The organism is Arsenicicoccus cauae (genome assembly GCF_009707125.1).
In the GTDB taxonomy this organism is placed as follows: domain Bacteria; phylum Actinomycetota; class Actinomycetes; order Actinomycetales; family Dermatophilaceae; genus Arsenicicoccus; species Arsenicicoccus cauae.
Window position 1 is genome coordinate 270,913 of sequence record NZ_WLVL01000039.1, and the last position, 22,506, is coordinate 293,418.

The window sequence follows — 22,506 nt, forward strand, 5'->3', positions numbered from 1 at the left end:
CCAGCGGCCCTCGTGCGGGTGCACGCTATGGCGCGCAGTGGCCTTCACGGCCACACCCAGCGTGCCGCGCCCCACCCCCGAGGAGTTGACCAGATGAGCCTGTTCCGCACCAAATCGATCGAGGCGTCCATCGCCGAGACCGTCGAGGAGGAGTACCAGCTCAAGAAGAACCTGACGGCGGTCGACCTCACGGTCTTCGGCATCGGGGTCATCATCGGGGCCGGCATCTTCACCCTCACCGGTCGCGCCGCCGCCCAGTACGCCGGCCCGGCCATCGTCATCTCGTTCGTCATCGCGGCGTTCGCCTGCGGCCTCGCGGCGCTGTGCTACGCCGAGTTCGCGTCCACGGTCCCGGTGTCCGGCTCGGCCTACACCTTCTCCTACGCGACCCTCGGCGAGCTGGTCGCCTGGATCATCGGCTGGGACCTCCTGCTCGAGATGATGCTCGGCGCCTCCGTCGTCGCCCAGGGCTGGTCGCAGTACTTCGTCGTGTTCCTCGGCCACCTCGGCATCACCTTCCCCGCGTCGGTGTCGCCGGGGGCCGCCTTCGACCTGCCTGCGTTCCTGCTGGTCGCGGTCATCACCGCGCTGATCGCCTACGGCATCAAGGAGTCGATGCGGGTCAACCTGATCTTCGTCGCCCTCAAGCTCTTCGTGGTGCTGTTCGTCATCGTCGCCGGGATGCGCTTCATCCAGACGGAGAACTACACCCCGTTCATCCCCGACGCGATCGCCCCGGCCGCGTCCAACGCCGGCATCATGCACGCCCCGCTGCTGCAGACCATCTTCGGCCTCAACCCGACGACCTACGGCTGGGGAGGCATCCTCGCCGGCGCCTCGCTCGTGTTCTTCGCCTACATCGGCTTCGACGTCGTGGCGACCACGGCCGAGGAGGCCCGCAACCCGCAGCGCGACCTGCCGATCGGCATCATCGCCTCGCTGATCATCTGCACGATCCTCTACATCGCGGTCTCGCTCGTCATCACGGGCATGGTGCACTACGACAAGATCAACCCCAAGGCCGCACTGGCCGCGGCCTTCGAGAGCGTCGGCCAGGGCTGGGCGTCCACCCTCATCTCGGCGGGCGCCGTCGCCGGCCTGTTCACCGTCGTCATGACCCTGATGATCGGCGCGACGCGCGTCGTCTTCGCCATGTCCCGCGACTGGCTGCTGCCGCCGTGGCTGGGCCGCACCCACCCCAGGACCGGCACCCCGGTGCGCATCACCTTGATCGTCGGCACGCTGGTCGCCCTCGTGGCCTCCCTCACCCCGATCGGCAAGCTCGAGGAGATGGTCAACATCGGCACTCTGTCGGCGTTCGTCCTCGTCTCGGTCGCGGTGCCGATCCTGCGCAAGCGGCGCCCCGACCTGCAGCGGTCCTTCAAGGTGCCCGGCTCCCCGGTGCTGCCTTGGCTCGCCGCCCTGGTCTCCCTCTACCTCATGCTCAACCTCCCGCTCGACACCTGGATCCGCTTCCTGATCTGGATGGCGCTGGGCTTCGCGATCTACTTCATGTACTCGCGGACCCACTCCCGGCTGAACGTCCAGGGGCACGCCGCCACGCCCTACGAGCACATCGGCAACCCCGCGGCCGGCGGCAGCTTTGACGCCAACGGCTCGACCCGCCACGACGCCTGAACAACCCCTCCCACACGCCGAGTGGCCACATCCCGACGTTCGGGATGTGGCCACTCGGCGTTCTTGGGGGAAACGCGGGGGCGTCAGCTGCCGGAGCTGCGTCCCATCGCCGGTCCCTGGCCGGGTCCGATCCCCTGCCCTCCCAGCTGGTCCTGCTGGGTCCAGCCTCCCTGGCTGCCCTGCTGATCCTGCTGATCCTGCTGATCCTGCTGGTCCTGCGACTGACCCGGTATGCCGGGCAGCTGCTGCAGCCCACCTTGGGGCTGGAGCTGCTGGCGCTGGAGCTGCTGCTGGGACGGCTGGGCCTGGTCGGGAGGGGCGGCAGTGCTGCCCTGCGCGGTGACGATGCCGGTGACGGCGGCCGCGACGCCCACGCCGGTGCCGGCGAGGACCGCGGTGGCGGTGCGGATCGACTGCGAACCGCGAGACCTGGTGCTCATGACGGGTACTCCTGGACAGTGGCGGTAGTGGTGGCGGCCGCGGGGGCGGGGTTGGCCGCGGGAGCGGACTTGGCGCTCACGGGGCGGCCGGTGGGCGGGAGGGTGCGCCCGAGGCGGGAGCCCGAGCGGTGCACGAGGCGGGAGCCCGAGCGGCGCACGAGGCGGTAGCCGACGGCTCCGCCGACCACCGCGCAGCAGGTGATGGCCGTGAGCCGCACCCACCACGTGGCGGAGTCGGTGCCGCCGCCCACGGAGTGCAGGACCGCGAACGGCCACGACGCGTAGGCGAGCAGGTGCAGGCCCCGCCATACGGCATGGGGCAGTCGCTTGCGGAGCAGGCTGCTCACGACCACGATGAGCAGCAGGTCGAGGGCGAGCGTGCCGAGCCCCCACCACAGGGGGTTGCGGGCGTTGAGGAAGGGCACGAGCAGGTCCACGGCGTCGAGCTGGGCCTCGGCGTCCAGCCACAGCGACAGGACGTGCACGACGAGCAGCCCGGTCGCGAGCAGCGATGCCCGGCGGTGGATCTCGGCGAGGGCGAAGCGCGGCAGCTCGCGATGCCGGAAGCCGCCGCTCATGACGACCCCGAGGGCCGTGGCGACCGTGAGCATCACGAGCGTGCTGACGCCGGTGGCCCGGCCGAGGACCCAGAGAGCCTCGTTCACGACGCGGCCCTCGCGGCTCGCGCGACCTCACCCGCCTGGCGCTCGGTCACACCCTCGGCCGCAGAGGGCCAGCCCCCGACAAAGGTCAGGTCGCCACGCAGGCCCAGCAGCCGGGCCTGCACCTGGGCGCGTGCGAGGAGCCCCGGCGCGTGCGGCCCCACGACGAGGGCCGCGGTCGACCAGGCGTTGGCGAGGACGCAGCTGCGAGCGGCCACCGTGGCCGAGGACCAGTGCGGGACGACGGGCAGGGACGTCGCGGGGTCGAGGATGTGCTGCAGCTCGCGGCCCTCGACCCGCCAGCGGCGCTTGCGCGTGCTGGAGGTGGCGAGGGCCCAGCCGGAGGGCAGGGCGACCAGGGCCGCGGGATCGTCGGGGAGGTCCTGGACGGACACGGCCCACCCGCCGGTCGGGGCGGGGCCGGCCGTGGCGACGTCGCCGCCGAGGCTGACCAGGGCACCGGTGCCGAGCTGGTCGGCCACGACCCGCGCGCAGCGGTCCGCCGCCCACGCCTTGGCGGTGGCGCCGAGGTCGAGCGTGACGTCGGCGGGCACCGTGAGGGTGCCGGCCGCGCGGTCGATGCCGATCCGCCGCCAGCCGGGAGCCGGCCGCTCGACGAGGCGGAGCGTGCCGCGCGCGAGGGGCACGACCCGGCCCGCCCCCTCCAGGTCCTGCCCGTAGCCGAGCCGGTCCAGCGCGGTCCCGACCGTCGGGTCGCAGGCGCCGTCCGTCACCACGGCGGCGGCCACGGCGGCCTCGGCGAGGGCGAGCAGGGTGGGGCTCACGCGGACCGGCCGCCCGCCGGCCCGGGCCAGCCGCGACACCTCGGAGTCGCGCCGGAACCTGCTGGCCGCCAGCTCGACCGCCTGCAGCTCATGGTCCACGAGCCGCTTGGCCGCGGGCAGGGCGCGCTCCTCGGAGGTGACGAGGCGCATCGTGGTGGACCACAGGGCCCACTCGAGGGCGGGTCCGCGGGGAGCGGAGATCATCTGCATGGCAGGGCCTTTCGTGATGGAGGGGAGGTATGCCGTCAGCTGCCGGTGGAGTGCGCCGCCGGCGCGCCCTGGGCCGCCGTCAGGCCGTCGGTCTGGCTGGTGGTGCCCGTGCTGGAGGAGGTGGACGAGGTGGACGCATCGTCCGTGGCGCTGGACGAGGTGCTCGTCGTGGACGCGGCGCTCGCGCCGGCCACCCCGGCTGCACTCGCTGCGGTGTCGGGGATGGTCGTCAGGCCGATCGCGGCCGCCGCGACCGCGGCCGTGAGGGCGGCCAGCGACGCGGTGGCCTGGCGGATGCGCCGCACCCCGGTGCGGCGGGCGGCGTTCACGACACCACCCGGCGGATGTCGTCGAGGCTCGAGACGCTCCCCGTGAAGCGGCGGGTGGTCCCTCCGCCAAACAGCGCCGTCTCCGGCACCTGCGTCGTGACCGTGACCTGACGGTCGACGGCACGGTGGCCGGGCGTTGCTCCGGAGGCCTGGGCGGCGGCCGGCGCGGCGACGAGCATCATCGCCGCCACGGCCGGCGTGGCCACCAGCCTCGATCGACCCAGTGCGCTGAATCCCATCGCGTGCTCCTTGATCTCGTGCGTTCCTCGGTGTGATGCCCCCACTCCACCGCTGCGCCCTATGCCCGTCGTTGGTCGTCTCTGTGGCCTCCCTGTGAGGGCCGCGCGTGGGAGAGTGGCCCTCATGCCGGACTGCCCGCGCGTCTTCGCCACCGACTTCGACGGGACCCTGCTGCGATCCGACGGCACGCTGTCGTCGCGCACCGCGTCCGCGATCGCCGCCGCTGAGGCGGCGGGCTGCACGGTGATCGTCGTGACGGCACGACCACCGCGGTGGATGAAGGCCTTTCGCGAGCAGGTGGGTGCGCACGGCGTGGTGCTGTGCAGCAACGGCGCCTTCGTCTACGACGCGCACGTCGACGCCGTCGTGGAGGAGCGGACCATCCCGGCGCCCGTCACCCTGGACGTGGTGTCACGCCTGCGAGGAGCCTTGCCGGGCATCGGCTTCGGCGTCGAGGGGCGCTCGGGTCTCGGCATCGAGCCGGCGCTGCGCGACCTGCGGGCGCCGGACGGGACGGTGGTCGACGACGCCCGCCGGGTGGCGGCCCTGGAGGACCTGCTCGAGGACGAGCTGCCGGGCAAGCTCATCGCCCGCCACCCCCGGCTCGGGCCCGAGGAGTTCGTCGCGCGGGCGAGCGAGCTGGTGGGTGGGGACGTCCACCTGGCCTACTCCGGCGCGCCGGGGCTGGCCGAGATGACTGCCCTCGGCGTGACCAAGGCCACTGCCCTGCAACGCTGGTGCGCCGAGCACGGCGTGGCCTCGGCCGAGGTCTGGACCTTTGGTGACATGCCCAACGATGTGCCGATGCTCGGCTGGGCCGGGCGCAGCTTTGCCGTGGCCAACGCCCATGCCGCAGCGGTCGAGGCCGCCACGCATCGCTGCGCCGCCAACGACGAGGACGGCGTGGCCCGGATCATCGAGGCCGCCCTCTGGCGATCGTGAGCGTCTCGTCCACCATCCGTGGACGAAACCCTCACGATCCGGGGAGGGAAGCGCCGGCAGGGCAGGCAGGGCGGGGCAGGCAGGCAGTGCGGGGCAGGGGAAGGTCAGCCGGCGGCGGCACGCACCCACTCGGTGACGCGGTCCAGGACGGCCGACTCGATCCGCCACCGCTGCCAGTAGAGCGGGACCACCACGTCGTGGCCCGGCGCCACCTCGACCAGGTCACCCCGCTCCCCCAGGTCACCCCGCTCCCCCAGCTGTGCGAGGGGCAGCGCGCCCCACCCCAGCCCGCACCGCACGGCCGCCGCGAAGTCCTCGGTCGAGGGCACGGTGTGCGCGAGTCCCGTGGAGGTCACACCGAGCTCGCGCAGCACCGCGTCCTGCAGGTCGTCCTTGTCGTTGAACCGCACCACGGGCAGGCGCGACAGGTCGTGCTCGTGCCGCTCCCACAGCCAGCGCGTCGCGACCGGGACGTACCTCATCGGCGGCAGCTGGGTCACCGAGCATCCCTGCACCGCAACGGGGTCGGCGGTCAACGCCGCGAGCACCCGTCCCGCCCGGAGCAGCTCGAGGCTGTGGTCCTGGTCCTCGACGTGCAGCTCGAGCCCGATGTCGCCGGCCTCGGCCGCCTCGACGAGCACGTCGCGCGCCCACGTGGCCAGCGAGTCGGCGTTGAGGGCGACGGCGATCGTGGTCGCCGCCGACTGGGCGGTGAGCGCGGCCCGTGCCTCGGCCTCGAGGAGCGCCAGCTGCCGCGCCATACGGACCAGGACCTCGCCCGTCGAGGTGGGGCGGCAGGGCCGGGTGCGCTGCACGACCACCTGGCCGACGCGGCGCTCGAGCGCCTTGATCCGCTGGCTGACGGCCGAGGGTGTGACTCGCAGCTCGTCCGCCGCCGCCTCGAAGCTGCCCTCCTCGACCACGGCGAGCAGAGCGGCGAGCTGGTGGGAGTCGGCATACATGAAGCAATGCTAAGGAATCCCCAGCAACTGTCGTTGGACTGCACCGGCGGCCGCCGCCTAGCGTCGTCGTCATGTCCCCCCTGCACAGCGCGGCCATCGGCCTGCTCACCGGACTCGGCCTCATCGTGGCGATCGGCGCCCAGAACGCCTTCGTGCTGCGGCAGGGCCTGCTGCGCCGGCACGTCGGCGTCATCGTCGCGATCTGCGCGCTGTCCGACGCGGTGCTGATCCTCGCGGGCGTCGCCGGCGTGGGCGCCCTCATCACCTCTCACCCGACCGTGGTGACGCTGGCGCGGTGGGGCGGCGCGATCTTCCTCGTGCAGTTCGGGATCCGCACGGCCCTGGCGGCGCGGCACCCGGGCACCCTCACGGCGCAGGAGCGCGGCGTGAGCGGCCTGCGGGCCGCGGTGGTGACCACGCTCGCCTTCACCTGGCTCAACCCGCACGTCTACCTCGACACGGTCGTGATGCTCGGCTCGCTGTCGGCGACGCACGGGAGGGACGGCCGGTGGTGGTTCGGGCTCGGGGCGGCGGCCGGCTCGCTGCTGTGGTTCACCGCCCTCGGGTATGGCGCCCGCTGGTTGCGGCCGCTGTTTGCCCGGCCCCGGGCGTGGCAGCTGCTCGACCTGGTGATCGCGGTCGTGATGATCGCGCTCGGCGTGAGCCTCGTCGTCGGCGCCTGACCCGATCCCCCAGCCCAGACCAGACCAGACCGGCGCTGACCGTCGGGTCAGCGCAGCAGCCCCTGCTCCCGGGCCACGGCCACGGCCGCCGTCCGCGAGTCCACCCCCAGCTTGTCGAAGACGTGGACGAGGTGGGTCTTGATGGTGGCTTCGCTGATCAGCAGCTCGCGCGCGATATCCCGGTTGCTGTGGCCGTCGGCGACCCGCGCGAGCACCTGCGCCTCGCGGTCGGACAGGGCCGGTCGGGGGTGGCGCAGATGCCCCACGAGCACCTCGGCGGCGCGCGGCGCCAGCACCGTCTCCCCCCGGGCGGCGCGCTCGACGGCGGCCACGAGCGTGGCCGCCGGCGTGTCCTTGAGCAGGTAGCCCGCGGCCCCCGCCTCGACGGCGCGCACGATGTCGGCGTCGGTGTCATAGGTCGTGAGGATCAGCACGCGGGGCCCGTCGGGGTCCTCGCGCAGGGCGCGGGTGGCGGCGACCCCGTCGAGGCCGTCGCCGAGCTGCAGGTCCATGAGGACGACGTCGGGGCGGCGGGCCCGCGCCACGACCAGCGCCTCCTCGCCCGAGGCGGCCTCCCCGACCACGTCCACCCGCGCGTCGACCGCGAGCAGGGCGCGCAGCCCGGCCCGCACGACCGGGTGGTCGTCGACGACGAGGACACGCACGGTCATCGCAGCTCCTGCGGATGGGGGGTCGCGAGGGGGACGGTAGCGGCGATCGCGGTGCCGTCGCCAGGCGCGGACTCCACGTCGAGCCGCCCACCCAGCTCGGTGAGGCGCGACCGCATGGCCCGCAGGCCGAATCCCGTGCCCCCGAGCGGCGCCGACATCAGCCGCGACTCGGTGAAGCCCCTCCCGTCGTCGACGACGTCCAGCGAGACGGAGGTATCGGCATACGAGATGGTGACGACGACCCGGGAGGCCCCCGAGTGGAGGCGCACGTTGGCGAGCGCGGACTGCGCCACGCGCAGGAGCGCGACCTCGACCGTGGTCGGGATCGTGCACACGTCCCCGTCGACGTGCAGGACGGTGCGTATGCCGGACTGCGCGCCCAGCCGCTCGAGGAGCCGCCCGATCGCGGCGGGCAACGGCGCCTGCTCGAGCGCGGAGGGGGTGAGGGCGGCCACGACGCGGCGGGCTTCGTCGAGGTTGTCGACGGCGGTGGCCTCGATCTGACCGAGCAGGGCCTCGCGCGAGGCGGGGTCGGCAGCGGCGGCGCGGGACAGCAGCACGATCGAGCTGAGGCCCTGCGCGAGCGTGTCGTGGATGTCGCGGGCGATGCGGGTGCGCTCGGCGGCGACCCCGGCCTCGCGCTGGGTGGCGGCGAGCTCGTCGTGCACGGCCACGAGGTCGTCCTGGGCGGCGACGAGCTGCTCGACGAGGCGCCGCCGGTCCTCGCTCTCGCGCAGCACCCGCAGGTAGGCCGCGCCCGTCCCGATCGCCACCAGCGCCCCGAGCATGGGCCCGAGCACCATGCCGGCGCGCAGGGACTCGGGACCGGCGCCGCGCAGCTGCGCGACGACCACCACCGCGGTCATCGCGGCGGCGAGCGGGTGGGCGACCGACGGCGGCAGCACCAGCACCCCGATCAGGATGAACGGGAAGGCGAGCCACGAGAACTCGGGCGACACCAGCAGCACCACCAACGCCCAGGACGTCACGAGGACGCCCATCCACGCCGTCGCCAGCCCCCTGCTCGGATCGGCCCTGCCGCGGACCGGTGCCGGACCGCGCGGGGAGGCGGTTCCCCGCGCGAGGCCGGCGCCGACGGCATACCAGCCGATCAGGGCCACCGAGGCGAGGGCGACGAGCGCCGGCGAGGTGCCGAGGACCATCCCGCGCACCGCGGCGACGACCAGGAGCACCCCCACCAGACCGTGCAGCGCCCCCTGCAGGCGCCGCGCGGTCGACGGACGGGTGTCCGGGATCATGCGTTTCTCCTATGTCAAGCGGCGGTCGCGATGGGGGTCGCGTCCGCGTGCTGGACGTGGTGGGTGGTGTTCTTGAGGGTGGTGAAAACGGTGCGGATGAGGTGGCGTTTGAGGCAGCGCAGGGCTTCGCGGTTGGACATGCCTTCGCCCTTTTTCTTCTCATAGAACTTCCGCCCGAGGGAGTCCTTGAGTCGGATCTGGGTGACCGCGATCCTGTGGATCGCGCAGTTGATCTGCCGGTTCCCGCTGCGAGTCATCCGCACGCGACCTTCAGTTCGCCCGGACCACACAGGGATCGGCGCGATCCCGGCGTGACGGGCCAACTGCGCGTCCGTGGCGAAGCGGTCGATCCCACCGATCTCCCCGACGAGCTTGGCCGCGGTCAACACGGCACACCCCGGCAGGGCCAGCAGCGCCGGGGCACGGTGGGCCACCAGCCCAGCCAGGCGCTTCTCGAACTCGGTGATCCGCGTCGTCAACGCGCAGATGTCATCGAGCTCGTCCAGCGCCAATTCGACCACCACGCTGGTGGGCTGGGCCGACAGCCAGGCGCGCAGCGCCTGCTGATGCTTGGCCCGGTCCAAGGATCCGGCGGCGATCTCATGCTCGGGGTCGAGCTCGTGGACGCGCCACAACAGGCTGTTGATCGTCGCGGTGCGCTGCTTGACCAGCGTGTCTCGTCGGTCGGTGAGCAGCTTCAACTCCCTCGAGGCCTGGTCGTGAGTGGCGCGGGGAAGGTCTGGTTCGGACAACGCGGCCCGGGCCACGGCCAGCGCGTCGATCGGGTCGGACTTGCCCCGGGTGCGGGCGCTGTTGCGGGTCTGGGCCATCATCTTCGGCGGCACCCGCACCACGACCTGCCCCGCGGCGAGCAAGTCCATCTCCAGGCGTGCGGAGAGGTGTCGGCAGTCCTCGATCGCCCACTCCAGAGCGTCACCGAACTCCCGGCGAGCCCAGCGCAGCGCCTCGTGATGACCCGTCGTGGTCGCGGGCACGGTCTTGGTCCCGACCTTGCGGGCCCGCTCATCAATCGCGACGAAAGTGTGTGTCTTCTTGTGAACATCGGCGCCAACGACAACCATGAGGGTTGCCTCCTTCCACCTGATCAGTGCAGGGACGGTTGGGCCGGCCGGCGGACACATCTCAGTCGGGGCGATGCCACGCTCCTATCAAGTCACGCCGGTCGGTCCGTCACACCAGCCGCCGACAAAACGCATGCACGCCACGAAGGCACGGAGGCTACGAGTCAGACGACTGGTGATCAGGACCCAACCACCGCGAAGCGGCACTGTCACCCTGACACTGAGTCGAGGCTAGCCGTCGTGGCCACCAGAGCCGCTCACCGGCGGCGGCGAGCACAGCGGGCACGACCAGGGTGCGCACGAGCAGCGTGTCGACGAGCACGCCGAGGCCGACGATCAGGCCCAGCTGACCGAGGGTGACGAGCGGCAGCACGCCGAGCGCCGCAAAGACCGCCGCCAGCACCACCCCCGCGCTGGTGATGACCCCGCCCGTGGCGCCCACGGCGCGCACGACGCCCTCACGGAGGCCGTGCTCCTGCGCCTCGTGCACCGTCCGGTGCGCGAGAAAGATCGTGTAGTCGATCCCCAGCGCCACGAGGAACAGGAAGGACAGCAGCGGCACGAGCACGTCCAGCCCCGGGAAGCCGAACACCGTCCGCCCGATCCACGTCCCCAGCCCGATGGCGGCGACGGCGCTGATCACGTTGACCAGCAACAGGATCATCGGTGCGACGACCGCGCGCAGGAGGGCGACGAGGACGAGCAGCACGACCAGCAGGATGAGCGGGGCGACGAGCAGCAGGTCATGGCGCGCGCCGGCTTCGGCGTCGACCTGCCGGGCGGTCTGACCGCCGACGACCGCGTCCGAGCCAGGCACGGCGTGCACCGCGTCACGCAGCGCGCGGACGGTGTCCTGCGCTGCGGGAGAGTCGGGTTCGGCGTCCCCGACGACCATGGTGCGGCTCCACCCGTCGTGCTCGGCGAGGGTCTGGACGCGGACCACCCCGGCCGTATGCCGGGCCGCCTCGGCCACCTGGGGCGCCGCCTCGGTGCGGCTGACCACCGTCATGGGGGCGCTCTCCCCCTGGGGGTAGTGGCGCGCCAGGGTCTGCAGTCCGGCCGAGGACTCGGAGGCCACCCGGAACTGCTCGGTCTGCGACAGGCCGACGCGGGTCCCGGCGAGTCCGGCGGCCATGAGGGCGGCGACCGCCAGGGCGGCGGCGAGCACGGGCCATGGGCGACGGGTCACGGCGCGCGCCACGCGGGCCCACGGCCCCACGCCCGCCGACTGGTCAGTGTGCGGCGCGGTACCCGTGCCGGAAGGCCGCGAAGGTAGCGGGGGGACGAACGGCCAGAACAGCTTGCGGCCGCAGATGGCCAGCGCGGCCGGCAGCACCACCAGCGCGAACACGGCCGCGACCAGCAGCCCCGCCGCCGACGTGGGGCCGAGACCCCGCGTGCCGGGCAGCACGGCGAGCACGAGGGTGAGCAGCGACAGCACCACGGTGACGTTGGAGGCGAGCACCGCCGGGCCGGTCGCCACGAGGGCGTCCCGCAGCGCGACCCGGTGGTCGTCGGTGCGCGGCAGCTCCTCGCGATACCGCGAGATCAGCAGCAGCGCATAGTTGGTCCCGGCGCCGAAGACGAGGACGCTGACGATCCCGCTGTCGAAGCTGAGGTCCCACGCCTGGCCGATGGCCTTGGCCAGGACTCCGGCCAGGCCGTCCGCGAGCGCCACGACGATCAGGGGCACCAGCCACAGCACCGGGGAGCGATAGGTCAGCAGGAGCAGCACCGCGACGATGCCGACCGTGACGGCGAGCAGGCGCAGGTCGGCGCCGTCGAAGGCGCCCGCCACGTCCGCGCCGAAGGCCGGCCCTCCGGTCACCTGCGCGCGCAGCCGCGGCTCCCCCGCCGCCCCGCCGGCGTCGCCCGCCGTCGCCTCGCCCGTCCCCGCGATCGCCGCCCGCATGGCCGTGACGTCGGTGGCGATGTCGGTGTTGGGACGGTCCGCCCGCACGGGGATGCTCACGAGCACCGCGCGGCCGTCCTGCGAGGCGATCGGGCGCGATGCCCGTTGCCCGACGCTGCCCGCGGCGGCCTCGCCGACGCGCTGCGCCGACGCGAGATCGCCGGCTGCGAGCGGGCGCTCGTCATACCGCGTCATCACCACCATGACGGGACTGAGCTCGCTGCGGGGGAAGCCCGCGAGCAGCGTTGCCGCCCGGGCGGACTCGGAGCCGGGCGGCAGCGTCTCATCCGCCCGGGCGATCTCGGCGCCGCGCAGCGCCCCCATGAGCGCCGTCGTCACGAGCAGCGCGAGGACCAGGGTGGCCCAGGCGCCGCGTCGGGAGGTCACGGCGTCCGCGAGGCGTCGCCAGGCCCCAGGCGGGCTCGGCACCGAGGAGCGATGCGTGCTCGGCGTGCTCTGGGTGGGGGTCTGTGTGCTCATCGGGTCCTCGTGGAGTCGTTCGGTGGCACCGGTGCGGCGCCTCCACCAGCGTCGACCTGGATCCGGCGACGGACATCGGCTGCGGGTGGGGTCCGGCGTCATACCTTTGGTGGACCCCACCCAAGGACGTGATGATGCCCCCCACCGTGCCCCTCGACCCCCTGCACGACCCCCTGCACGACCGACTGCACGACCCCGAGCGTCGCGGCTTCGCCAGCGACAACTACGCCGGTGTCCATCCGGAGGTCCTCGACGCGCTCGCCGTGGCGAACGGAGGCCACGTCGGCTCCTACGGCGCTGACCCCTACACCGAGGCGCTGCAGGAGGTCGTGCGCAGGCACTTCGGCGAGCGCGCCTCGTGCTGGCCGACCTTCAACGGCACGGGCGCGAATGTCGTTGCCCTCTCGGCGATGACGGACCGCTGGGATGCCGTCATCTGCTCCTCCCACGCCCACATCCACACCGACGAGTGCGGCGCCCCGGAGAAGGTCGCCGGCATCAAGGTCGTCGACGTCGAGTCCCCCGACGGTCGGCTCACGCCCGCCCTGATCGACCGGGAGGCCTACGGATTCGGGTTCGAGCACCACGCGCAGCCGCGTGTCGTCAGCGTCACCCAGTCGACCGAGGTGGGCACCCTCTACACCCCTGACCAGCTCCGCGAGGTGTGCGAGCACGCCCACGCCCTGGGCATGCTCGTCCACCTCGACGGCGCCCGCATCGCCAACGCCGCTGCGGCGCTGGGCTGCTCGCTCGGCGACATCACCACCGACGTCGGCGTCGACGTCGTCTCGCTCGGCGGCACCAAGGCGGGTCTGATGGGCGTCGAGGCGGTCGTCGTCATCAACCCCGACGCCGTCCGACGGATGGAGTTCGTGCGCAAGCTGTCCACCCAGCTGTCGTCCAAGATGCGCTTCATGTCGGCCCAGCTGCTCGCGCTCTACTCCGGCGACCTGTGGCTCGAGTCCGGCCGGCACGCCAACGGCATGGCCCGCCGGCTCGGGGAGGCGTTGCGCGGCATCGGCGGCGTCACCGTCACCCAGGAGGTCGCCGCCAACGCCGTGTTCGCCACGCTGCCGCCGCAGGTGACGCTGCGGATGCAGGCCCGCTACCCCTTCTACGTGTGGAAGGAGGCGACCGGCGAGGTCCGGCTCATGTGCTCCTGGGACACGACGGAGGCCGACGTCACCGGATTCGCGGATGCCCTGGCGGCCGAGATGGGGGCCGAGGGCTCTGCCCCCTGACCCTCCCTTCGCCGACTGGTCACCTCTGGACACCCGCCCCGCCGATACCTGACCAGTCGGCGAGGTGGGGCACTCCCGAGGCGGGCGGTTCCGGCATACGGTGAGACCCCGACCGGCCCGTGGGCCCGAGCGAAGGAGCCACAGATGGACGCCGACGTCATCGTCGTGGGAGCCGGCCTCGCCGGGCTCGTGGCCGCGTGCGAGGCCGCGAACGCCGGGCGGCAGGTGCTGCTGCTGGACCAGGAGGGCGAGCAGTCGCTCGGTGGGCAGGCCTACTGGTCCTTCGGCGGGCTCTTCCTCGTCGACTCCCCCGAGCAGCGCCGGCTGCGCATCAAGGACTCCGAGGAACTGGCCTGGCAGGACTGGGAGGGCACTGCGGGCTTCGACCGCCCCGAGGACCACTGGCCCCGGGAGTGGGCCCGCGCCTACGTGAGCTTCGCTGCGGGGGAGAAGCGTTCGTGGTTGCGGCAGCTGGGGCACCGCCTGTTTCCCGTGGTCGGCTGGGCCGAGCGTGGGGGGTATGGCGCCCTCGGCCCCGGCAACTCCGTCCCGCGGTTCCACATCACGTGGGGCACGGGCCCGGGCATCGTGGAGCCGTTCGAGCGACGCCTCCACGACCTGGCGCACCGTGGGCTCGTACGGTTCGGCTTCCGCCACCGCGTGGACTCGCTGATCGTCGAGGGCGCGCAGCCGGGCCGTGGCGGCGAGGTCGTCGGGGTGCGCACCTCGGTGCTGGCCCCCGACCGCGCGGACCGCGGCCGCCCCACCAACCGGACCGTGGTGCAGGAGCGAGAGATTCGTGCGCAGGCCGTCATCATCGCCACCGGCGGCATCGGCGGCGACCACGACCTGGTGCGCGCGGCCTGGCCCGACCGGCTCGGCACGCCGCCGCGGCACATGGTGACCGGCGTCCCCGCCCACGTCGACGGCCGCGGCATCGGGATCGCGCAGGAGGCGGGTGGCCGGCTGATCCACCCCGACCGCATGTGGCACTACACCGAGGGCGTCCACAACTGGGACCCGATCTGGCCTGGGCACGGCATCCGGATCCTGCCCGGCCCCTCGTCGCTGTGGCTCGACGCCACGGGACGGCGTCTGCCGGTGCCGCTGTTCCCGGGCTTCGACACGATGGGGACGCTCGCGCACCTGCAGCAGGTCGGTGCGGACCACAGCTGGTTCGTCCTCGACAAGACCATCGCGGGCAAGGAGTTCACGTTGTCCGGCCAGGAGCAGAACCTCGACCTGACCGGCCGCTCGTGGCGCGGTGTCGCCTCGCGCGTCCGCACCGACGTGCCGCCCTCGGTGCAGGCCTTCCTGGACCACGGCGAGGACTTCGTGCAGGCGACCACCCTCGACGAGCTCGTCGCAGGCATGGTCGCGCTCGAGCCCGACGGTGGGCTCGACCCCGAGCAGGTGCGCCGTGAGGTCCGGGCACGTGACTGCGAGATCGCCAACCCGTTCAGCAAGGACAGCCAGGTCGTGCATCTCCACGGCTCGCGACGCTTCCTGGGGGACAAGCTGATCCGCACCGCCCCGCCCCACCGTCTCGAGGACCCCGCGCACGGACCGATGATCGCGGTCCGGCTGTCGACCCTCACCCGCAAGACGCTCGGCGGGCTCGAGACCGACCTGTCGGCGCGGGTCCTGAGCGCCGCTGGCTCGGCCGTGCCAGGCCTGTATGCCGCAGGCGAGGCCGCCGGCTTCGGCGGGGGCGGCATGCACGGCTACCGCGCACTCGAGGGGACCTTCCTCGGCGGCTGCCTGTTCAGCGGCCGGGCCGCCGGACGCGCCGCTGCGGCGGCGACGGCTTGATCCTGTCCGTATGCCGGGAACCACCCGTCACCGCGCGTGACCTGAACGGTTCGACGCCGGGGCGATGACCGGGAGCGGTCACGGCGCGTGACCGCTCCCAACTTTCTCCCGGGTAGGTCTGGTGCCGACTCCCGGTCGGGCGCAAGGATGGCCGCGTCGGCATGGGGTGCGGGGGGCCTCCACGCACCTGGGGGACCGACGTCGAGCACCGGGGAGCAGACCATGTCACTGACTCGTCCAGCCGCTGCGGCCGCAGCAGTCCTGATCACCGCCGCAGGTGGCCTCGCCGCCGCCTCACCGACGTTGGCGTCACCTGGCCCGGGCGTCGGCGCCGGCCTTGGCTCCGGCGCCACCACCGCCAGCGCCTCCGTCCGCGCGCCCAGGGACGACGCCAAGACCGCCGCGGCCCTGCGCGCCATGGCCTCACCCAAGGTCGCCTGGACCCGCTGCGGCTCCGGCCTGCAGTGCGCCACCCTGGAGGTGCCGCTCGACTACGGCGACCCCACGCTGGGCACCACCAAGCTGTCGATCAGCCGACGGCCGGCCGACAACCCCTCGCAGCGCATCGGCGCCCTGTTCACCAACCCCGGGGGTCCCGGCGGACCGGCCACCCAGACCGTCGGCCTCTTCGCCCAGGAGCTCGGCGCCCAGGTGCGCAAGCGCTTCGACATCGTCGGGGTGGGCCCGCGCGGCATCGAGGGAGAGGACCTCGCGATGTGCGTCGGCAAGCCGGGCGAGGAGATGCCGCAGCTCGACGAGCACATGTTCCCGTTGTGGGACAAGGAGTTCGCGCAGCACCTGGCCTATGACCGGGCCTACCGCAAGACCTGCGCCACCGCCATGCCGCGCATCCTCAAGCACATGTCGACCGCCGACACCGCCCGCGACATGGACCTCGCGAGGCGCGCGCTCGGCGACAAGCAGATCAGCTACTACGGCATCTCCTACGGCAGCTACCTCGGTGCGACATACGCCGCCCTGTATCCCGGCAACATCCGCGCCCTGGTCGTGGACGGGGTCCTCGACCCCGTCGCCTGGGCCACCGGCCGCGGCGGCGAGCACCGCACCAAGCCGGTCACCGAGCGTCTCAACTCCCACCTCGGGGCGCATGAGGCGCTGATGTCGGCGTTCAAGGAGTGCGAGCGGGGCGGCACGAGCCTGTGTGCCGAGGCCAAGACCGTCCGCCAGGACTGGCAGGCCATCCTCACCACCTTGTCCAAGGGCCCGGTCGACATGGGCGACGGCAACTACCTGCGCTACGACGACGTGATCGCCCTCGCGCTGCAGGTCCTCTACTCCGCCGACGACATTCCGCTGCTCATGCCCGCCATCACCGAGCTGCGCCAGGCGATCGCGCCGACGACGCCGGTCCGCAAGGCCGCCGGCACCGCCTCGGCGGACGGACAGGTCGCGGCCGAGGCGACACCCAGGTCGCGGCCCAAGGCCGCCGTCGCGCGGCTCAAGGCCCTGGCCGCCAAGGTCGACCGCGAGCACCCGGCCCCGGCACCGCTGTCGGAGTCCACGGCCCCCAAGGGGGCGCACCGCACGAACGGCCCGGTCCTCGGGCTGAACTCGACCGTCCTGCGCTCGTCAGGCCTGGCCGCGGCCCCCTCGGCGGAGGAGCCGCCCGGGGAGCCGGATGCGCCGGTCTACGACGCCGGGTTCCACGGCGTGCTGTGCTCCGACTCGCTCAACCCGAAGGACCCCAAGGCCTGGATCGCGGCCGACCGCCGCGTCAAGTGGCAGGCCCCCGGGTTCGGTCCGGCGTGGCTGTGGACGGCGAGCGTGTGCGCGGGGTGGCCCGGCATGAACCCCGACGCCTACCGCGGGCCGTTCGACAAGGCCACCTCGACGCCCGTCCTGATCATCGGTAACCATCACGACCCGGCGACGCCCTACAGCGGTGCCGTGGCCTACCGCAAGGAGCTCAAGACCTCTCGGCTGATCACCCTGACCAACGGCTACGGCCACGGGGCGCTCGGCGTGAGCACGTGCGTCGACCGGCTCCGCACCAAGTACCTCGTCAACCGGCTCGTCCCCGCCTCGGACACGAGCTGCAAGCCCGACCACCCGTTGTTCACCCGCCTCGACTGACCCCGTCCGTCGCGCGCAGACGTTCAGGTGACCCGGCGGGGCACCACGGGCGATCCAGCACCCCGCTGTGACCGCCCCGGGTGCCCCGTCGGGTCACTTCCCGTCGCCAACCCCGCATCCTCGGCGCCCCCTCCGCCCCGACAGGTCACTTCCTGTCGCGAGACCCCCGGCTTCCGCCCTTCGTCCGCCCCGACGGGTCACTTCCCGTCGCCAACCCGGCGGCCTCCGCACACCGCCCGCCCCGACCGGTCACTTCCCGTCGGGCGCCCGGGACCCCACCCCCGAGGTCAGAGTCCCAGCGCGACCTCTTGCTCGCGCAGCGCCTTGGCCACACGTGCCACCAACTCCGCGGGGCGGGCGAGGTCCCGGCTGGTCAGCTCCTCGACCCGATAGTCGTGGTCACGCAGCCCCCTCACCCGGTGCAGGTCGTCGCGGCGCTGGCGGTCAGAGGTGAAGTGGTGGACGCCGTAGTACTCGACCACCAACCGGTGCCTCCGCCACAGGAAGTCGACGAAAGCGAGCCAGGTGCCGTCGACGACGATCGACGCGTTGAGCTCGGGCTCGGGCAGGCCGGCCTCGAGGAGCAGCAGCCGACTCTTGGTCTCGGCAACGGAGTTCGACCCCGGCCGCACGTGCGTCAGCGCCCGCCGAGCCTGGACCACGCCCGGCAACCCCGGGACCAGCGCCGCCTCGAGGTGGTCCAGCGTCCACATGCTGCGCCACCTCACGACCGCGTCCCCCAGGATCACGGTGTCGAGGAAGGACAGGTGCGGGGCCATCTGCGCGAACAGCGCGGGCGGGGACAGCACCCGCAGCGCGAGCCCCTCGACGGGCATCGCGGCGACTCGACGACCGTGGGAGCGGTGGTCACGCACGGTCGACAAGCGGATGCGGCGCTGGCCCGGCACCAGGAGGTGGATCGGCGGCCTAGGTGACGGTGACCACTGCTGAAGGTGTGGCAGGCGATGCAGCCAGAGCGCTGACTCCCCGCAGACCACCGCGTCGTCGGGCACCACGCGGCTCACCGCCTCGATGTCCTCGAGCAAGGTGCGCGGCAGCCGCCGTCCATAGACACCTCGGTGAGGCGCCACGAGCTGCCGTCGCTGGGCCCGAGTCACGCCCAGGCGGTCGAGCTCGTCGTTGGTGTACCACGTGCCGTCCACGATCTCGCGTGGCAGCTGGAGAGGTGTTCGCATGTCGCCAGCCTGGACGCCTCCCGCGCCCCCCACGCGCCGTCCTCCACAGGCGGGGCGGTGTGGCTCGCGCTGTCCACAGCGGGCGGTGACCCAGGTCACACCAGCCGCGCGGGCGCGCGACGCAAACTGACCCGAGGGGGCATGTGGTGGCGCCTCAGCCGCGCTTTGACCGTTCCACACGCCCCGCCGGGTCACTTCCTGTCGCCAATCACGACCTCAGCACCCCACCCGCCCCCGAGTGGTCACTTCCGTCACCCCATCGGCGACACAAACTGACTCGGGGGGCACGTCGTGACGCCTCAGCGGCGCATTGATCGTTCCACGCGCCCCGCCGGGTCACTTCCCGACGCCACCCACCACGCGCCCGTTACGCGAAGAGGGCCTGACCGATGTGCTCGCCCTCCTTGGCACCCGGCGGTATGGCGAACAACGCCGACCCCCGGTGCTGGAGGTACTCCTGGAGAGCGTCCTGCTTGGCCATGCGAGTCTGCATGGGGATGTACTGCCTGGCGGGGTTGCGGACGTAGGCGATGAAGAACAGCCCCGCGTCCATGCGCCCGAGGTCGTCCGACCCGTCGGTGTAGTTGTAGCCGCGACGCAGCATCTGCACTCCGCCGTTGCGCGTCGGGTGCGCCATCGCCACATGGGAGCTCGCCGCGACCAGCGGCTGCCCCTCGCGTCCCTTGACGGTGAAGTCCGGTGCGGTGAACTCCTTCCCGCCCGAGAGCGGCGCGCCCTCGCGGCGGTCGCGACCGATGACCGCCTCCTGCTCGCGCAGCGAGGAGCGGTCCCAGGTCTCGAGGTTCATCGCGATGCGGCGGGCCACGAGGTAGGAGCCGCCCGCCATCCACGGTGCCTTGGGGTCGTCCTTGGCGCCGACCCACAGGTGGGCGTCGAGCGCGGACGGGTCCTCGGCCTTGAGGTTGGCCGTGCCGTCCTTGAAGCCGAACAGGTTTCGCGGGGTGGCCTGCGCGGTGGACGTGGACGAGGTGCGGCCGTAGCCCAGCTGGGACCACCGCAGCGACACGACGCCGAACCCGAGGCGCGCCAGGTTGCGGATGGCGTGCACCGCGACCTGCGGGTCGTCGGCGCAGGCCTGGACGCACAGGTCGCCGTCGCTGCGCGCGGGGTCGAGCGCGTCCGCCGGGAAGTGCGGAAGTCGTTGCAGCGCAGCGGGTTGACGTCCCGAGATCCCGAAGCGGTCCTTGCCCGCGGCGTCTCGGAACAGCGTGGGCCCGAAGCCGAAGGTCAGCGTCAGCCGCGACGCCGACAGCCCGTCCGCCTCGCCGGAGTCGTTGGGGGGCGCGCTGTATGACGTCGGGTCCCCACCCACCGGCCGACCCGCCGTCATCTCGGCGGCCGCCGCGGTCCAGGCGGTCAGCAGGGCGACGAGGTCCTCGCGGGAGGTCGTCGTGACGTCGAACGCCGCGAAGTGCAGCCGGTCCTGGGCGGGCGTGACGATCCCCGCCTGGTGGGTGCCGTAGAACGGATAGCTGTCGGACGCAACGGCTCTCGCGTCCCCGGTCGTGCCCCCACCCGCGCGCCCGCCGTCACCCTCGGAGGCGTTGGCGGTCGCCATACCACCCGCGAAGCCGGCCGCTCCCACGGCGGCCGAGGCGGCTCCCCAGCCGAGAAGCCCACGACGAGAGAGGGACTCGGGCATCAGATGACGGCGGCCGTCAGCCTGGACAGCGGCTCGGAGAGCGCGTTGACCGCGTCCGACAGCGCCTTCACCTCCTCCTTGGAGAGCGTGTCGTAGGTCTTGAACCCCTCGCCGACCTTGTGCTGGTCGAGGAGCTTCTGCAGCGCCGAGAACTTCAGCTGCAGCTGGGAGTCCAGAGCGGCGTCCTTCTTCTTGAGGATCGGGCGCAGACCCTGCCAGGCCACGCGGGCGCCGTCGACGTTGGCCTGGAAGTCCCACAGGTCGGTGTGGCTCCAGATCTCCTCCTCGCCGGTGACCTTGCCCTTGGCGACCTCGTCGAGCAGGCCCTTGGCGCCGTTGCCGATCTGGTCGGTGGTGAACTGCATGGATCGGGTGCGCTGGTAGAGGGTTTCGGTGTCCTTGACCAGCTGGTCCGCGATCGCGGCGCGCTGGGCGGCGGTCTGCGCGGTGTAGCCGGCCTTCGGTGGCCACAGGTCCTTCTCGGCGACGTGCCAGCCGGTCCACTTCTGGCCGGGCTCGAGGTCGGCCTCGCGCGCGTCCATCATCGGGTCGAGGTCGCCGAAGGACTCCGCGACGGGCTCGATCCGCTCCCAGTGGACGCGGGTGGGGGCGTAGAGCTCCTTGGCCCTGGCGGTGTCGCCGGCCTTGTAGGCGGCGGCGAAGGCCTTCGTCCCCGTGAGGAGCTGCTCGGTCTGGTCCTTGACGTAGGACGCGTACTGGCTGTTGGCCGCCGCGACGAGCTCCTTGTCGGCGCCCTGCGCCTCGAGGTTGGCGCCGGAGTCGGTCACGGTGAAGTCGTGGCGGATGCCGTCGCCGACCATGCCCGGCTTGCAGGCGGTCTTGTACGTCCCCGGCGCAGCCTTGAGCACGAGGTCACGGGACAGGCCGGGCCCGATGTTCTCGACCTCGGCGACGATGCGCAGGCCGTCCTCGGCGAGGAGGTAGAACTCGGTGACCTTGGAGCCGGCGTTGGTGACCGCGAACTTCAGCGTGCCCGAGGGAGCCTCGGACGCCGAGACCTGGCACTCGGTGTCCGTCGAGGTGACCGTGAGGGTGCCCTGGCCGGCGCCGGCCTGCGTCCCGCCCCCTGAGGAGGAGCTGGCGGTGTTGTCGGTGCAGGCGGTCAGCGCGAGCGCGGCGATCGCGAGGGACGCGCCGGTGGCGGCGAGGCGGGTCATGCAGAGGCTCCTTGACGTATGCCGGACGCCGCGCTCGCACGCGGGGCCGGGGGCTTGGGGCGACGGACCCGCGCGGCGAACAACGCCATGACGGGGACGACGTAGAGCACCCACGCGGCGACCTCGAGCACGGTCATCGCGGGAGAGAAGTTGAAGACGCCCTTGAGCAGCGTGGCGACCCACGAGCTGGGCTCGATCGTGCCGGACACGTCGAACGCGAGGGTGTGCAGGCCGGGCAGGATGCGCGCCTCCTGCAGGTCGTGGACGGCATACGCCAGGACCCCGCCGGCGATGAGGACGAGGAAGGCGCCGGTCCAGCGGAAGAACGCGCCGAGGTCGAGCTTGAGTGCTCCCCGGTAGACGCCGACGCCGAGCGCGACGGCGGTCAGCAGGCCGAGGAGGGCGCCGACCAGCGGTGCCGTGGTGGAGGCGTTGTCGCGGGCTGCGGCCTGCGTGGCCGCCCACAGGAACAGCGCGGTCTCGAGACCCTCGCGGCCGACGGCCAGCATCGCGACCAGCACGAGGCCTCCGCGGGCGCCCGTGCGGCCGCCCTCGACGGCCCGGTCGACCGCCCCCTTGAGCTCGCCGGACAGGCCACGGCTGTGCCGCGCCATCCAAAAGATCATCCAGGTCACGAACCCCACCGCCACGATGGACAGCCCGCCGCCGATGGCCTCCTGCGCCTCGAAGGTCAGGCCCTTGGGGCCGAAGGTGAGCAGCGCGCCGAAGGCGAGGGAGATGGCGATCGCCGCCGCGACTCCCGCCCAGATGCGCCCGAGCAGGTGCTGGCGTCCCGACTTCACGAGGTAGGCGACGAGGATGACGACGACCAGCGACGCCTCCAGTCCCTCACGCAGCCCGATGAGGTAGTTGGCGAGCATGGCAGCCTACGATTCCTGGTCGACGTGAGTGAGGCCTCCCTAACTTAGGGGATGCTCACCTCACCGGGCAACATGACCTCCCCCACAGCCCCACCCCCACCGCCCCCTCGCGCCATTGGTCACCAATGACGTCTCGCGTCGTGATG

At 72.6% G+C, this 22,506-nt stretch carries 20 protein-coding genes; 6 read left to right on the forward strand and 14 right to left on the reverse strand.

Translation table 11 applies throughout. The annotated features are described in order from the left end of the window. The first annotated feature begins 93 nt into the window (after nucleotides 1-93). Entirely contained in the window at nucleotides 94-1,638 is a 1,545-nt protein-coding gene (locus GGG17_RS11730; RefSeq protein ID WP_154593883.1) for an amino acid permease, read from the forward strand. 83 nt (nucleotides 1,639-1,721) lie between these two features. Here the strand turns inward: GGG17_RS11730 and GGG17_RS11735 are convergent, their stop codons facing one another. The 5 genes from GGG17_RS11735 to GGG17_RS11755 are packed head-to-tail and all read right to left on the reverse strand — an operon-like array spanning nucleotide 1,722 to nucleotide 4,303. Continuing rightward, nucleotides 1,722-2,078, reverse strand: coding sequence for a hypothetical protein (locus GGG17_RS11735; RefSeq protein ID WP_154593884.1), 357 nt, complete (start codon nucleotides 2,076-2,078; stop codon nucleotides 1,722-1,724). After that, nucleotides 2,075-2,743, reverse strand: a complete 669-nt coding sequence (locus GGG17_RS11740; RefSeq protein ID WP_154593885.1) for a ferric reductase-like transmembrane domain-containing protein — start codon at nucleotides 2,741-2,743, stop codon at nucleotides 2,075-2,077. The genes GGG17_RS11735 and GGG17_RS11740 overlap by 4 nt, the downstream gene beginning before the upstream one ends. After that, on the reverse strand, nucleotides 2,740-3,735 hold the full coding sequence (locus tag GGG17_RS11745) for an FAD:protein FMN transferase (RefSeq protein WP_154593886.1): 996 nt from the start codon (nucleotides 3,733-3,735) through the stop codon (nucleotides 2,740-2,742). Before GGG17_RS11745 ends, GGG17_RS11740 begins: the two co-directional genes overlap by 4 nt. Before the next feature lie 35 nt (nucleotides 3,736-3,770). Further along, on the reverse strand, nucleotides 3,771-4,064 hold the full coding sequence (locus GGG17_RS11750) for a hypothetical protein (RefSeq protein ID WP_154593887.1): 294 nt from the start codon (nucleotides 4,062-4,064) through the stop codon (nucleotides 3,771-3,773). After that, nucleotides 4,061-4,303, reverse strand: coding sequence for a hypothetical protein (locus GGG17_RS11755; protein WP_154593888.1), 243 nt, complete (start codon nucleotides 4,301-4,303; stop codon nucleotides 4,061-4,063). Before GGG17_RS11755 ends, GGG17_RS11750 begins: the two co-directional genes overlap by 4 nt. 124 nt (nucleotides 4,304-4,427) lie before the next feature. Here GGG17_RS11755 and GGG17_RS11760 point away from each other — a divergent pair, with 124 nt between their 5' ends. Further along, the gene (locus GGG17_RS11760; protein ID WP_154593889.1) at nucleotides 4,428-5,246 is read left to right on the forward strand and encodes an HAD family hydrolase; all 819 of its coding nucleotides are present in this window, start codon (nucleotides 4,428-4,430) and stop codon (nucleotides 5,244-5,246) included. 104 nt (nucleotides 5,247-5,350) lie between these two features. Here the strand turns inward: GGG17_RS11760 and GGG17_RS11765 are convergent, their stop codons facing one another. Further along, nucleotides 5,351-6,208 carry an ArgP/LysG family DNA-binding transcriptional regulator gene (locus tag GGG17_RS11765; RefSeq protein ID WP_154593890.1) on the reverse strand — a complete coding sequence of 286 codons (858 nt, stop codon included), beginning with the start codon at nucleotides 6,206-6,208 and terminating at the stop codon, nucleotides 5,351-5,353. Between the two features lie 71 nt (nucleotides 6,209-6,279). Here GGG17_RS11765 and GGG17_RS11770 point away from each other — a divergent pair, with 71 nt between their 5' ends. Further along, on the forward strand, nucleotides 6,280-6,891 hold the full coding sequence (locus GGG17_RS11770) for a LysE/ArgO family amino acid transporter (protein WP_154593891.1): 612 nt from the start codon (nucleotides 6,280-6,282) through the stop codon (nucleotides 6,889-6,891). Between the two features lie 47 nt (nucleotides 6,892-6,938). Here the strand turns inward: GGG17_RS11770 and GGG17_RS11775 are convergent, their stop codons facing one another. From GGG17_RS11775 to GGG17_RS11790, 4 genes are all read right to left on the reverse strand, one after another. Further along, nucleotides 6,939-7,562 (reverse strand): response regulator, encoded by a 624-nt coding sequence (locus GGG17_RS11775; protein ID WP_154593892.1) that lies wholly within the window; start codon nucleotides 7,560-7,562, stop codon nucleotides 6,939-6,941. Continuing rightward, nucleotides 7,559-8,821, reverse strand: a complete 1,263-nt coding sequence (locus GGG17_RS11780; RefSeq protein WP_154593893.1) for a sensor histidine kinase — start codon at nucleotides 8,819-8,821, stop codon at nucleotides 7,559-7,561. The genes GGG17_RS11775 and GGG17_RS11780 overlap by 4 nt, the downstream gene beginning before the upstream one ends. A 14-nt stretch (nucleotides 8,822-8,835) precedes the next feature. Then, nucleotides 8,836-9,963 (reverse strand): IS110 family RNA-guided transposase, encoded by a 1,128-nt coding sequence (locus tag GGG17_RS11785; RefSeq protein WP_311966636.1) that lies wholly within the window; start codon nucleotides 9,961-9,963, stop codon nucleotides 8,836-8,838. A 97-nt stretch (nucleotides 9,964-10,060) separates the two neighbouring features. Continuing rightward, nucleotides 10,061-12,295: an MMPL family transporter gene (locus GGG17_RS11790; protein WP_154593894.1), complete on the reverse strand. Its 2,235-nt coding sequence runs from the start codon at nucleotides 12,293-12,295 to the stop codon at nucleotides 10,061-10,063. A gap of 134 nt (nucleotides 12,296-12,429) precedes the next feature. Here GGG17_RS11790 and GGG17_RS11795 point away from each other — a divergent pair, with 134 nt between their 5' ends. The 3 genes from GGG17_RS11795 (at nucleotide 12,430) to GGG17_RS11805 (ending at nucleotide 17,442) form a co-directional block, all read left to right on the forward strand. Then, the gene (locus tag GGG17_RS11795; RefSeq protein ID WP_154593895.1) at nucleotides 12,430-13,536 is read left to right on the forward strand and encodes a threonine aldolase family protein; all 1,107 of its coding nucleotides are present in this window, start codon (nucleotides 12,430-12,432) and stop codon (nucleotides 13,534-13,536) included. A 144-nt stretch (nucleotides 13,537-13,680) separates the two neighbouring features. Continuing rightward, nucleotides 13,681-15,348, forward strand: a complete 1,668-nt coding sequence (locus tag GGG17_RS11800; RefSeq protein ID WP_154593896.1) for an FAD-binding dehydrogenase — start codon at nucleotides 13,681-13,683, stop codon at nucleotides 15,346-15,348. Nucleotides 15,349-15,570: 222 nt separating this feature from the next. Next, nucleotides 15,571-17,442, forward strand: coding sequence for an alpha/beta fold hydrolase (locus GGG17_RS11805; protein ID WP_154593897.1), 1,872 nt, complete (start codon nucleotides 15,571-15,573; stop codon nucleotides 17,440-17,442). Between the two features lie 287 nt (nucleotides 17,443-17,729). Here GGG17_RS11805 and GGG17_RS11810 read toward each other — a convergent pair whose 3' ends face one another. From GGG17_RS11810 to efeU, 4 genes are all read right to left on the reverse strand, one after another. After that, nucleotides 17,730-18,638: a putative endonuclease domain-containing protein gene (locus tag GGG17_RS11810; RefSeq protein ID WP_154593898.1), complete on the reverse strand. Its 909-nt coding sequence runs from the start codon at nucleotides 18,636-18,638 to the stop codon at nucleotides 17,730-17,732. Nucleotides 18,639-19,005: 367 nt separating this feature from the next. Next, a complete protein-coding gene (gene efeB / locus GGG17_RS11815; RefSeq protein ID WP_154593899.1) occupies nucleotides 19,006-20,301 on the reverse strand; it encodes an iron uptake transporter deferrochelatase/peroxidase subunit in 1,296 nt (431 codons plus the stop codon). Beyond that, nucleotides 20,301-21,479: an iron uptake system protein EfeO gene (gene efeO, locus GGG17_RS11820; protein WP_154593900.1), complete on the reverse strand. Its 1,179-nt coding sequence runs from the start codon at nucleotides 21,477-21,479 to the stop codon at nucleotides 20,301-20,303. The genes efeB and efeO overlap by 1 nt, the downstream gene beginning before the upstream one ends. Further along, entirely contained in the window at nucleotides 21,476-22,360 is an 885-nt protein-coding gene (gene efeU / locus GGG17_RS11825) for an iron uptake transporter permease EfeU (RefSeq protein ID WP_154593901.1), read from the reverse strand. Before efeU ends, efeO begins: the two co-directional genes overlap by 4 nt. Nucleotides 22,361-22,506: the final 146 nt, after the last annotated feature.